The sequence below is a fragment of the Pseudomonas meliae genome (assembly GCF_001400515.1).
Classification (GTDB): domain Bacteria; phylum Pseudomonadota; class Gammaproteobacteria; order Pseudomonadales; family Pseudomonadaceae; genus Aquipseudomonas; species Aquipseudomonas amygdali.
Genome location: NZ_LJQT01000304.1, coordinates 1 through 12,577 on the forward strand (window position 1 = coordinate 1; position 12,577 = coordinate 12,577).

A 12,577-nucleotide genomic window follows, 5' to 3' on the forward strand; every position below is an offset into this window, starting at 1 on the left:
TTTTGCAGCGCCTCCCTAGCAGGGATTTCAGTTCGTCTTCCAAATCGCCGAGGTCTAACAACGTGGCACCTGGCAACGCATCGACCAACAGATCAAGATCACTGCCATCTAGGTCGGTACCGCGAAGTACCGAACCAAAGATTCGTGGATTAGTCACGCGAAAACGGCTCACCGTCTCACGAACGGCACTTCGCTTGAGGTAAGGGCGAGTGAAGGGCGCATAGAAGGTTTTCCTTATCGAAACTCATCGAAAGGGTATGAGGTTGAGAATCACGTTTCAAGAACTATTTTTGAGAACCATTGACCCTTGATTTTACGTGTACGACTTACTTCCAGACTTCGTCTCTCGAAAACCCTCGTTTTCGAGATTTCAAGCGACGAGAGCAAGCCGCCTGTCCATATCGAGCTCGATCCGTCCATACGGGTTCACGTGGTGATAGATCAATGGCGATAGCGCACGCCAGTCGTCCGTCGTCATACGCGCGTGCCAGGCCCTTTCTGCCAGTACCTCCTGGATAAGTAATGTATTTACGTAAACTAAGCTGGCTTGCAACAAGTGAAGCGACAAAACGGCCAGCTCCTGATCTTCCACACGGTTTGTCGTAAATTCACCCTGGTCGCCATAAAAGATGAAGTTGTTAGCACTGTTCCAGTTCTCCACCACGTTCAGGCCCTCGTGGATCTCGCGACGCAGAGCTTCATCATGCAGGTAGCGACACAAGAAGATCGTCTTGATCGCTTTGCCGAGTTCGGCCAGGGCCAGGTAAGTTGGGTGCGTAACAGCGGTACGGGTGAAGCGGCGCAGAATCGCTTCCGGTTCGGCGGTAGCGATCCGCAGTGCGGTGGTGTACTTGATCAGCTCATCGTACTGCTGACGGATCAATTCCCAGTCGATCGCGCGCGTCAGCACCGGCTCCAGGTTGGCGTAACGCACGGTATCCTCCGTTGCCGGCAAGTACAACTTTTGCCTGGCAATCGCCCTCAGGCGAGGCAAAAGGTCAAACCCCAGGATGTAGCTGAAAGCAAACGCCACTTCGCTCTGACCGTGGCTGTCCACATACTGGCGCTCAACTTCCATATCGGTGCAATGGCGCAATACACCCTCCATCATTGCCGCGACCTCGGACGATGAGCAGCGGCGCAACTGCGAGTAGATGCAGGTCGAGTTCTTCTCGACATGCCAGTAAATCATGATGCCGCGCCCGCCGTACCGTGCGTGCCATTCAGTCATCAGGTTCTGGTCGTACGCGCCGAACTGTTTGGAGTCGGAGGCGCATGCGGTGGTGACTTCGCCCCAGATAGACGACTGGCGAATGCGGAAGGTGCCGTTGACGATTTCGGCGATGGCAGCACGCAGGGCCTCTTTGCTTACAAAGCGGCGCTTGACGTAACGCAACTCCTCGAAGGTCACACTCGGCTGCTGACTGGCCACACGTTTGAGACCAACATTGGTCCCTAGCCCGAACAAGCAAAGTAACAACCTGCGTTGCAACACAGTCGGATCAAGCGCTTCACGGCTAGCAGCTGTGCGGAACATAGAGGTGAACTCAAGCCGCAGGTCGACCTCCTTGATGATGTCGATCAACTCAACGTCAGACCAACGCTTACCAATTTCACGCTTCAGTGCTGCCGTATTAGGCGGCTCCGCCTGTCTTTCCAGCGGAGACAGGTGAATTCGGTTCTTGCCTTGCTGTCGCAACTTCACCTTTGGATTGCTCGGCAGGCCGTCATTGAGCGTGGCGAGCCATTTGTGCATTGACGCTTGTACGCGGTCAATGAATACCTGTGCGTCCTTGGGGGCTTGCAACATCTCGTAGAAGCTATCGCGCTTTTCAGCAAAGTCTGCTGGCAGATCTTGTTCCGGATCGCGATACCGATCAGCGCCGACTACCCAGATTTCTTTGGTGCGTAAACGCTTGCGCAGGGCCTGCAGCACGCAAACTTCATAATTGATACGGTTAACCCGCTCGTCACCGTTGCTGGTTTTCTCAAGTATGATGTCACGCCATTTCTTCGGAATTACGCCATCTGTGGGCACTTCGCAAGCGTCGTAGAATTGGCGACGGCTATCACGATTAGCCTGCAGGACGGCCAATGCTTCGATGACCGGGCGGTGCGTCACGTTATTGGAATGAAAATCAAGTGTGTCCAGCACCGGACTCAGCATGCGTCGGTAGTGAGTGCCGTACGAGGTGCGCATGGTTTCCTGTACTTCAAGCTCGAAGTCAAAACCCATTGCCTTGAACTCGGCGACGATCTCCTGCAACCTCTTCTGGGCAACCACTGGGTAGATCACTTCTTTAACAAGGCCTTCTGGCTGGCCCACTGAAGCCTCGGCCAGTTGAAATAGCAACTTGGCCTTGCTGCGAACCTTCTTGAAGGCCGCAAATTGTTTTTTGTCGATCTTCTTCTCTGCGCGTGTACCCAGGTTGTGGATGAGTTGCAACAACAGGTCAATCAACGAATCGATTAGTTGCTGTCGGCGCCGCCAGCAGAACATCGCGACCATGCTGTAGCGGACTGCGGGAGGGTGACGGCGTAGCTCACGGATCGATTCTGAGGCGCAACGCCGACACAGTTGATCGATCAGCTTAGTGGACACCCCAGCGAAATGTTGGGCTGACAGACCTACGCCATCGATGCACTTCACTTTGGAAATACCGGATAGCAAGCTGTCCAGGCTCGGCCTGCCTAAATCGGTCTTGAGGTGGGTGAAAGTCACTGCCTCAGGCTTTTCGGACTCACCAATACGCTGATTGTCTGACTCAGGGTCATCGCCCTCCAGCAGTCGGTCAATGGCAGCCTGGCTGTCTGCGGAGAGACGGGCAAGGATTACCTCCTGCTGGCGGGTTTCGTACCCATAAACAGTGGAACGAACCACACGTTCAAGCTCCCCCAGTGCCGGAGGCTCTAATCTCTGGGCACCAAACCACTCCAGAGCAACATCAAGGCCGTGGCGCGCTTGTGGATCGAAAGGTAGTACATCGCTGGTCAGCCACTCACGTAGCCGCGCAAGATCTTTGCCAGTTGGGAGCTGATACCCAAGAAAATGCCGAATAGCCTTACGATGCCGTTGGCCTTGGCGACTGTCGAACACATACATCGACAGTGTTGATTCATCAACGCCTACTTGTTTTGCCAGCCCAGTGATGACGGGAGAGGCAATTTCATCCAGTTGCTCGGGGTAGCGACCATAGACCTGGCGGAATTTGAACTGTAGAGCAAAACCGAGCCGACTTTTGTCGAATCTACCTGGCAGCAGTGAAATTTCGTCAGGCTGCAGCAACCACAAATCTTCGACGTCAGCTTCGCTCCACGTTTGCGTCATGACCTGAGCTCATCAAGTTGGCATGGCTCAGCAGAATACTACGCGATGTCCCACGCTTGCGGCTCACTCGACGAAATGTGTGTTCGGTTTTTTTCAGGTACCCAGCCCAAGTGTCGCAAATCTCAGCTTCGCTCCCATTGGGCCTTGACCGGCTGCGTGACCTCGGCAGCAATGATATTCAACCCTTCGTTGCGCACGATCACGCTGGCCAGGCCCTGGGCGTCGGTTTCGGCGCTGACGACATCCGGTGCGCTGCGGTAATCGCCGATCAGTTTGATACCGGCAGCGGGTTTACCGTCGATCAGTACGCGTACCGGTAAGGGTTTGCCAACCCCGACCTTCAATGGATCAGCCTGTGGCACGATCACAAAATTCAGTTTGCTGAACGAGGGCAGGTGCGCGTCTTCTGCGTAGATTGCCACGCTGTATTTGAAGGTATGAATCGAGTCGGTGCCATTGGGCACTTTGCTACGGCCTTCGTTGATCCACTTTTTCTCGGCGTTGCGTGTCCACATGCCGTTGTCCAGCGCCACCGTCATCACGGCGGGCGGCTTGAGCGGCACCAGTCGCGCGTGATCCTCAAGGCGTTGTACCGTCACCGGGATCATTTTGCCCTGCTGGTCATACGCCCATGCGCCGCTGACTTTTTGCGGTTTGAACGCGTTGTCTTCCGCGCCATGACCGTAGACCACCTCGATATTGCCGCGCCGCTGTTCGGTCCACAGGCCGTGTGCGTTCACTTGACTGGCGAACAATGCGCCGAGCAGGCCCAGGGCCACGAAAGGTTTTGTTGACAGCATGGTGCATCCTTATTGTTGTGAAGCGAGGGTTACAGGAGTCAAAGGCCGAGTGTCAGGCTGACCGTAAAGTTACGCGGTTCGCCGGGCGCGACCCAGTAATTGCTGTAGGAGCGCTCGTAGTATTTTTCATCGAAAATGTTGTTGAGGTTCAAGCCCACTGTCACGTTCTCGCTGGCTTTATAGTGAGCCAGCAGGTCGACGGTCTGGTAGGCCGGCAGCTCGAAGTCGGTGCCGGACTGGCCGGAACGATCGCCGACGTAGGTATATGCCGCGCCCACGTCCGAACCGCGCAATACGCCTTCCTGAAATTCATAGACGCTCAACAGGCTGCCACTGTGTTTGGCGACCCCGAGGATGCGACTGCCTGCCGGGATAGTCCGGTCGCCCTTGGTGACTTCGGCATCAATGTAGGCGAATGCTCCGATGATCCGCACCGCGTCAGTGATTTGTCCGGTGAATTGCATGTCGAAACCCTGGCTGCGGGCCTTGCCCACGGCGCGATTTGTGTCGGTGCCCGGGTCCAGGGCCAGAACGTTTTCCTTTTCTATGTGGAAGGCGGCGAGGGTGGTACTCAGGCGGTTGTCGAACAGTTCGCTCTTGATCCCGGCCTCATAACCGATGCCTTCTTTCGGGTCGAAGGTTTTGCCGGCGGCGTCCAGGCCATTGTTTGGCTTGAACGAGGTGGACGCGTTGGCGAACAGCCCAACCTGCGGTGTGAGCTGATAAAGCAGCCCGGCGCGCTGGGTGAAAGCGTCGTGACGCTGACCGGAGGTGGCATTGGTGGTGAAGTCATCGACCTGCTGATCGAAGTGCTCGTAGCGCGCGCCGATCATCCCGCGCAGCTTGTCGGTAAAGACAATCTGGTCCTGCAGGTTCAGCGCACGGCTTTCAATGTGCTCGTAGAAATCAGTGCCAGAACGCGCGCCATTGGGTTTCGGCTGGCCGTACACCGGGTTATAGATGTCGATGGCGTATGGGCTGCCTGCAATGGTAGTTACCCGCTCGTTCTTACGGTAATTCTCGTATTCGGTGCCGATCAGCACTTCGTGCTCCAGACCGACCGCGTCGAAATGGCCGCGCAATTCCAGTTGGGTGATGCTGTCGTGCCAGTTGTTGTCGCGTTCGCGGTAACGACGGTTGACGGTACGACCGTCGGCATTCAGGGGGCGTGCCTCGCTGGCAAAACCTGACATTTCGCCTTGCTTGTAGTGGCTGGCCAGACGCAGCGACCACACATCACTGAGTTGATGGTCGAGGGCAAACTGAACCATGTTGTTGTCGTTATCGATGTCGTCGTCCGGTTCGCCGAGGAAGGTCGAGCGGGACACGCCACTCCATTTATTGTTGGGGGCGACCACACCCCGGTCGAAAGTCGATGTCTGCCGCACGAATTCGGTTTCCACCAACAGACTGGTGTCGGGGTTCAACTGCCAACTGAATGAGGGGGCGACGAAGACCCGCTTGCTTTCGACATGGTCACGAAAGCTGTTGTTGTCTTCGACGGCCAGATTGACACGAGACAGCAGCCTGCCTTCCTCATCCAGCGGTGTGTTGACATCCAGTGCGGTGCGATAGCGATCCCAGCTACCCGCACTGGTTTGCAGGGTGGTGAATGCTTCAAGCTGGGGTTTTTTAGTGACAATGTTGACCGTCCCGCCAGGGTCGCCACGGCCATACAGACTGGCAGCGGGGCCTTTGAGCACTTCGATACGCTCGATGTTGGCGGCATCCGGCGTGGCAGGGTAGCCGCGGTTGGCGCTGAAGCCGTCCTTGTAGAATTCGGAGGTGGTGAAGCCGCGGATGCTGTATTCGTAGAGCGTCAGGCCTCCGAAGTTGTTTTGCTTCGACACGCCCCCGGCAAACTCAAGCGCGCGCTCGACACTGTTACTGCCCAGGTCCTTGAGCACCGAAGCGGGCACTACGCTGATCGACTGCGGAATGTCCTGGATGGCGGTATCGGTTTTGGTGGCGGTGGCCGAACGGGTAGCGCGATAGCCCTGAACCGGGCTGGTGGCTGTCTCGTACTGATAGTCGGAGGTTACGTTGACGCTTTCAGTTCAATGGTTTGCGGATGTTCCTCCGCATAGCCGGTATTGCCAAAAACCCCGATTGCCAAGCCTGCCAGAGACGCGATTCTACGAGACGACATGTGAGACTTCCTGGTGATAATAGATACAATATAACATCTCCTTTGAGAATTATTTCTGTTTGTTTTTGGCGGGATGTGACAGTTGTACCCATCAGCAGGAGCCTGACGCGTGAAGGTAGGGTTTGAGATATGGGGAAGATTCGGTCATTGAAACCGAGTCCATTTCCATGGACGGAAATGGACTCGAGGAAGGTTTATTCAGCGCACATGTAGCGTTCTATCTGCTCAGGCGAGCAACTCTGTCCCCAGTTGAAACGCCACCCACAAGGCCAGTCCGGTCGCAAAGGTCAGCGCAATGTTCTCGAACCAGTTGTTGCGATATTCCTTGCTCAGCAGCGACTTCTGATTGGACATGATCAGCAGCCCCAGCGAGATGACCGGTAGCCCCACGATGTTCAGTGCGTTGACGCCCAGCGTCAGGGTCACGAAGTCCGGCATGCCGGGCAGCGACCAGATCAGCGGGGTGACCAGAATGAACAGCATGAACCATTTGTGCATCGGGTCGTTGTGGAACACTTTGCCGTAGCGTTCGCGACGCTTCGGGCGAATGTGCTGGAAGGCATCGGTGATCAGCATTGGGAAGGCGGTGGTTTTGCCGGAAATACTGGCAAACAGCGTGGCGAACACACCGATGAAGAAGATGTACCAGCCCAGCGGGCCGAAGAATATCTCCAGCGCCTTGCCCAGATCAGCCAGAGTGTTCACCTGAATACCGTTGGGTCGCAAAATTTCGACGCCCACCACCCAGATGGCCAGGTTGATGATAATGCCGACGATCACGGCGAACAGCAGATCGTTGCGCTGAATACGTTTGTGCTCGGGGCCGGTCCAGCCTTTTTCACGCATCACGTAAGGGTGGACGAAGTTGGCGATGGAGCCGGCTACGGCACCGATCACCGAGACCGCCACCAGCAGCGCCCCATGCACGCCTTCATCGGGTGGAATGCTGAAACCGATAGTGCCCTTGATGATGCCGCTGACATCCGGACCGGACATGATCGCCAGGGTAAGAAACGCCAGTGTCATGATTGCCAGCAATACCTTCATGACGCCTTCGATCATCGTGTAGATATTGCGTCCCACCAGCAGCCATACGGCGATCACCACCGCAACCGAGCAGAGCAACGGCTGATTGATGTGCAGCAGCATGGCAAGCGCTTCACCGGCACCCTTGATCATGTAGGCGTTGATCAGATGGCCCATCAACAACGCGTAGCCCAGCATGAACCAGGCAAACAGCGGATGCAGTTGCGCATAGCCCTGCAGAATGGTCATGCCCTGGTTATTGCAGAGCTGGAAGCGGGCAATGATGTTGACGATCAGGAACCTGAGCAACAGCGAAATCGCCAGCACCCACATCATGGCGTAGCCATAACTGGCACCTGCCACCGACGATGTGATCAGATCACCCGCGCCCAGCCAGGACAGCACCGCGATGATGCCGGGGCCCAACAGTTTGGCGAGTTTTTTGAGACGAGGTTCGCTGGCGGGTGTAGCTGTTTCTTTGAGAGACGGGGTATGAGGCATGCGTTGAATCTCCGTTTTTATTGTAATGAGATGTCATTCACTGCCAGCTAAGATAGGACGTCGTACAACATTGGTCGTGGTTGAAAATGTAACCAGGTGTGAACCGGGCATCGCGTGTTAGATAATGTCCGACTTGTCACCATTGTGTTCTCAGGAGAGTCCATGAAGTTTCCGATACTCGCTGTTGCTCAGTTCTGCTCTGCAAGGGGCGATATCGAACAGAACCTCGCCGGACACCTCGCGTTCATGCAGCGCGCCGCTGATCTTGGGGCCAGTTACCTGCTGTTTCCCGAGCTCTCATTGACAGGCTACGAACCCGATCTGGCCCGAGCGCTGGCGTTGCATGCGGACGACGCCCGTCTTGAGCCGATTAAGGCGTTGGCCATGAAGCTGCGCCTGGTGACCACCATTGGCGTACCGCTCAAAGAAGCAAATGACAGCATCCTGATTGGTGCGCTGACCTTCACCGCAGACGGCGACGTCATTACCTATGCCAAGCAATACCTGCATCCCGGTGAGGACAAGGTGTTCAGTGAGGGAAACAAAGACTGCTATCTGTCCATTGATCAGCATCGGATCGGCCTGTGCGTGTGTGCCGACTTCACGCAGCCTGAGCATGTGCAGCGTATGGCAGCAGGTGGCGCTTGGGTGTATGCAGCGAGCGTACTGATTTCGCCGGGTGGCTATGCACAGGATGCAGAGCTGCTCGCGGGGCATGCCCGACGTCATAACCTGCCGGTGCTGGTGGCCAATCACGGTGCACCGACTGGCGGCTGGGAGTCAGCAGGCCGCAGCTGCCTATGGGACGGGGCAGGGCGCTGGATAGGCGGGATGCAGGGCGCAGGAAACGGGCTGGTCATCGTGACCTGCCAGCGCGAAGGCTGGCAGGTTCGGGTGGCGTAAACAGATTTAAGTGCTCACCGCGTGGTCTGGTTTGAGGTCAGGTTCATTATTCGAACGTGAAAGTGTCTCCGGTACGGCCACCAGCAACAGACAAAACGCCGCCGCCGCCACACCCGCGAGGGTCAGGAACGCAGCGCTGTAGCCTGCTGCATGTACCACGAATCCGGCCAGGCCGTTGCTCAGCGCCGCGCCCAGTCCGAACAGAGTGGACAGTGCCCCGAGGCTTACATTGAAACGTCCGCTGCCTTGAGTGAGGTCCTTGACCATCAATGGAAACAGCGCGCCGAACAGGCCGGCACCAATGCCGTCGAGCATCTGCACCGCCACCAGCCAGTAGGGGTCGTCTGACAGGGTATAAAGCACACCACGAATCGGCAGAATCAGAAAGCCTGCCAGCAGCAGCGGCTTGCGACCCCAGTCATCCGCTTTCATACCCACCAGCAGCGCCGCAGGTACCATGACCAGTTGGGCTGCAACGATGCACGCCGAAGTCAGCGGCGTCGCCATCTGCATATTGATTTGCGAAAGCTTCTGACTGACCAGTGGCAACATGGCTGCGTTGGCCAGATGGAACAGTGCGCAACAGATACCGAAAAGCAGCAGCGGCTTGTTGCTCAGTAACGTAGCAAGTCCGGAAGGCTGAGCTCCATGAGCGTTGTGGTTCGCATCAAAACCCCGGGCGACGTCGTGATTGATGGCATCCGCAGAAACGAAGCTGATCGCGATAACACTCGCCAGGGCCATCGCTGCCATCAGATAGAACACCGCAATAGGCCCGAAGAGGTAGGCAAAGCCGCCCGCTAACAGGGCTGCGCAGGCATTACCGGCATGGTTGAATGTTTCATTGCGTCCGGTACGACGCGTAAAGGCTTTCGGCCCGGTTATGCCCAGAGAGATGGCCGCGATGGCCGGTGCGAACACCGAGGACGCGATGCTGCTCAGCGCCTGGGTCAGGGCGACGACCGAGAAGGACGAAGTGAAAGGCAGAATCAGGCAACTCAGGGTCACCAGCAGTGCCGCCACGCCAATCATGGCGCGCTTGTAAGGCGTACGGTCGATAAGCGCGCCAGCAGGGGTTTGGGTCAGCAGCCCGGCAATACCTGCGATGGTCATCACCACGCCTATGCTGGCCGGGTCCCATTTATGCACGGCCAGTAGATAGATCGCCAGGTAAGGCCCAAGGCCGTCACGCACATCGGCGAGGAAGAAATTCAGGCTATCCAGTGAAAGGGTGTTGCGGCGATCTGCATGACTGGCCAAGAGCGGAATTCCCGTAATTCGTCAGACTCCAGGTAGCCGAGTCACGGGTAATACTGACCGGGGCCGTTTTAAAGAAGTTTCCGCACCGAAGATGAAATTTTCGGTTTCACACGTTCTTTTTCTGCAGGCTTTTCATTCGCTGTGTGGCACGTTGCACGGCGGCCATCTTTTCCGGACGTTTCATGCGTTTCCACTTGCGGATATCGTCCTTGGTACGCCCGCAGCTCACGCACAGATCGCCGCTGAGCTGGCACACGGAAATGCACGGGTTTTCAATGTCTTTTGCCATATCAACTCCGCCTGGCGTATTTGCGCTTGATACGCTGCTGCCAGTCGCCACCGTTCTCGCGCAGGCACTGCTCTTCGCAGTCGACATGCACATGAGCCGCTGCATTCGACAGGCTAACCTGTGCATCGTCAAGTGCCTCTACCGTGAGACCGATCATCCGCTCCATCAGCCCGCGCGCCAGCGCAGTGTTCTTGTCGGCCAGCGTGTCGAACACCCATACCACCTGCAAGCTGGCAGGGAAGGCTGCGTAATCGATTTCGTGAGTCAGCCAGCAGAAGCCGGGCATTTCGGTTTTGGCTGTTTCGCAGGCGTGTGTCAGTGCGCTCACCAGACGCCGATCTGTCTGGGCCTGTTCGCGTTTGCTGGATGGCATTGGAGGCCTTGGAGTATAGAGGGAAAGATAGGCACGATACCTGATGCAGGTAGTGCTCGCAGTACTGATCAAGCACATAAGATGGGAAACGGTACCTGGCGTCGATCCCCGCCACGTAACGCGCCACAAACAGACAAATGAATGTTTATCGTTAAACACTATTTTGCGATGAGTCCCTCATGATTTTCGGACCAGGATGAGGGCGTTGGCGAACGCTGCTCATGTAGTCTGATATTCGGTAAGGTAATGCAGTTTTAGCTGGGGCTAAAGAGCGTTTCAGGCCTGAAAAGCCAGGCCGTTGAGCCGTTTTTAATTTATGGACAAGGAGCGTTACATGGCATTTGATACCTCTATGCACATCGAAGGTATTCCGGGCGAATCCTTCGATGGAGTTTTAAAAAACTGGGTTGAGCTTTCCGACGTTGATGTGAAATGAAAATAGTTCTTCGCAGTGTGCTGATTCTGGTGCTTTCTATACTGCTCACCAAAGGCTAGTCGCGTTGGGTCTGCTGGGCTGGCTACTTCAAACCGAAACAGGCCTCGATCTGTATATTTCTGCTGCAAATGCGCTGGGCATAATCGGTGGCGAGGATGGAGAGTTCATGCTTCTTGCCTTGATGGTATTCGTAGTGCTGGTGCCATCGACTTTTCTTGTAGGCGCTGCAGCTAAAGTGCTTCATACGTTCAGAGCAGAACGGCAGCCAACAGCAAATAAGCAAGCTGGCAGATAACCCTTAATATTATCTGATCGCACACGGCCATTATTCAAGCCATCCAGCGGTATCTTGTAGGATGGCGTGCGGCCGCAAGGCTGGCGCATTCCCAAAAATAAGATAATGGATGCTCATCATGGAATTTTCTCCGTCAGGCAGTAAAGCCGATCAGAGCCGTAGAGGCTTCCTGAAACAATCACTGGCTGTTTCGGCCACGGTCGCCGCCATCGGTGCATTACCGCGTCTTTCCAGCGCTCAGCCGTTGACCCAGCGCTACCCCGACCCATTGGTCAGTGTTCTGGATGACAGCTTTACCCAAATACGAATATTCAATGCCAGCGTCGAGAAGCTGGCCAGCGGCATGCGCTGGGCCGAAGGGCCGGTGTGGATTGGAGACGGTCGCTACTTGCTGGTCAGCGATATCGCCAACAATCGGATCATGCGCTGGGACGAGGTAACGGGTCAGCTGTCGGTGTACCGCGAGCATTCGAACTTTTCCAATGGCATGTGCCGCGATCGCCAGGGCAGGCTGCTGGTCTGTGAGGGGTCGAGCACCACCACCGAAGGAAGGCGGGTGACGCGTACCGAATACAACGGGCGTATTACCGTGCTGGCCGACAGTTTCGAGGGCAAGCCTTTCAATTCGCCCAACGACATCGCCTGCAAACGCGATGGGTCTATCTGGTTCACCGATCCTACCTTCCAGGCCGAAAGCAACTATGAAGGTCAAAAGGTCAAGCAGGAGCAACCCTTCGGCGTCTATCGCATAGACCCGTCGAACGGCAAGGTCTCCAGGGTTATCGATGATCTGGCAGGTCCAAATGGTTTGTGCTTCTCGCCGGACGAGAAAACCTTGTATGTGGTCGAAGGGCGCGCCAAACCCCACGGCCTCATCTGGGCGATAGCAGTCAACGAAGACGGCACGCTGGGCGAGCGGCGTAAACACATCGAAGGTCTGGACTACGCGGCCATCGACGGCATCAAATGCGACGAAAGCGGCAACTTGTGGTGCGGCTGGGGAGGTAACGGTGATCCGAAGGCGGATATGGAGAAACTCGACGGCGTGCGAGTGTTCAACCCTCAAGGCAAGGCCATCGGCCATATCAGCTTGCCGGAGCGCTGCGCCAATGTCTGCTTTGGCGGGCGAGAGGGCAATCGGCTGTTCATGGCCAGCAGCCATTCACTTTACTCGGTGTTCGTGAATACGCGAGGCGCCACGTTTGCCTGAAGGGTCA

At 56.2% G+C, this 12,577-nt stretch carries 8 protein-coding genes and 3 pseudogenes; 3 read left to right on the plus strand and 8 right to left on the minus strand.

Going from position 1 to position 12,577, the window contains the following annotated elements; translation table 11 throughout:
* From ALO64_RS24410 to ALO64_RS14240, 5 genes and pseudogenes are all read right to left on the minus strand, one after another.
* Positions 1-172 (minus strand): nucleotidyltransferase domain-containing protein (locus tag ALO64_RS24410; protein ID WP_217996275.1); only part of this gene is annotated, 172 nt, incomplete at its 3' end.
* Positions 173-370: 198 nt separating this feature from the next.
* Complete coding sequence (locus tag ALO64_RS14225; protein ID WP_054991739.1) at positions 371-3,328, minus strand: Tn3 family transposase; 2,958 nt, start codon at positions 3,326-3,328, stop codon at positions 371-373.
* 143 nt (positions 3,329-3,471) lie between these two features.
* A pseudogene (locus ALO64_RS14230) lies at positions 3,472-4,128 on the minus strand (DUF4198 domain-containing protein); the annotation flags it as partial.
* 38 nt (positions 4,129-4,166) lie between these two features.
* Positions 4,167-6,277 (minus strand): annotated as a pseudogene (locus tag ALO64_RS14235) (TonB-dependent siderophore receptor).
* Positions 6,278-6,502: 225 nt separating this feature from the next.
* On the minus strand, positions 6,503-7,804 hold the full coding sequence (locus ALO64_RS14240) for an Nramp family divalent metal transporter (protein WP_002553892.1): 1,302 nt from the start codon (positions 7,802-7,804) through the stop codon (positions 6,503-6,505).
* A gap of 162 nt (positions 7,805-7,966) precedes the next feature.
* Between ALO64_RS14240 and ALO64_RS14245 the strand changes: the two genes are divergently transcribed.
* Positions 7,967-8,707: a carbon-nitrogen hydrolase family protein gene (locus ALO64_RS14245; protein WP_044344124.1), complete on the plus strand. Its 741-nt coding sequence runs from the start codon at positions 7,967-7,969 to the stop codon at positions 8,705-8,707.
* Positions 8,708-8,713: 6 nt separating this feature from the next.
* On the opposite strand, the gene ALO64_RS14250 is transcribed toward ALO64_RS14245, so the two are convergent.
* The 3 genes from ALO64_RS14250 to ALO64_RS14260 all read right to left on the minus strand — a co-directional run bounded on the left by ALO64_RS14250 (position 8,714) and on the right by ALO64_RS14260 (position 10,629).
* On the minus strand, positions 8,714-9,967 hold the full coding sequence (locus ALO64_RS14250; RefSeq protein WP_044344123.1) for an MFS transporter: 1,254 nt from the start codon (positions 9,965-9,967) through the stop codon (positions 8,714-8,716).
* 106 nt (positions 9,968-10,073) lie between these two features.
* Complete coding sequence (locus tag ALO64_RS14255) at positions 10,074-10,256, minus strand: DUF1289 domain-containing protein (protein ID WP_004665593.1); 183 nt, start codon at positions 10,254-10,256, stop codon at positions 10,074-10,076.
* Between the two features lies 1 nt (position 10,257).
* Positions 10,258-10,629, minus strand: a complete 372-nt coding sequence (locus ALO64_RS14260; RefSeq protein WP_005732964.1) for a hypothetical protein — start codon at positions 10,627-10,629, stop codon at positions 10,258-10,260.
* A gap of 432 nt (positions 10,630-11,061) precedes the next feature.
* Between ALO64_RS14260 and ALO64_RS14265 the strand changes: the two are divergent.
* A pseudogene (locus ALO64_RS14265) lies at positions 11,062-11,360 on the plus strand (hypothetical protein).
* Between the two features lie 118 nt (positions 11,361-11,478).
* Entirely contained in the window at positions 11,479-12,570 is a 1,092-nt protein-coding gene (locus tag ALO64_RS14270) for an SMP-30/gluconolactonase/LRE family protein (RefSeq protein WP_044344122.1), read from the plus strand.
* The last annotated feature ends 7 nt before the right edge of the window (positions 12,571-12,577 follow it).

Excerpts from the sequence above, each read along its gene's own strand:
- ALO64_RS14240 (WP_002553892.1), bottom strand. The coding sequence starts at position 7,804 with ATGCCTCATACCCCGTCTCTCAAAGAAACAGCTACACCCGCCAGCGAA.
- ALO64_RS14245 (WP_044344124.1), top strand. The coding sequence starts at position 7,967 with ATGAAGTTTCCGATACTCGCTGTTGCTCAGTTCTGCTCTGCAAGGGGC.
- ALO64_RS14260 (WP_005732964.1), bottom strand. The coding sequence starts at position 10,629 with ATGCCATCCAGCAAACGCGAACAGGCCCAGACAGATCGGCGTCTGGTG.
- ALO64_RS14255 (WP_004665593.1), bottom strand. The coding sequence starts at position 10,256 with ATGGCAAAAGACATTGAAAACCCGTGCATTTCCGTGTGCCAGCTCAGC.
- ALO64_RS14270 (WP_044344122.1), top strand. The coding sequence starts at position 11,479 with ATGGAATTTTCTCCGTCAGGCAGTAAAGCCGATCAGAGCCGTAGAGGC.
- ALO64_RS14225 (WP_054991739.1), bottom strand. The coding sequence starts at position 3,328 with ATGACGCAAACGTGGAGCGAAGCTGACGTCGAAGATTTGTGGTTGCTG.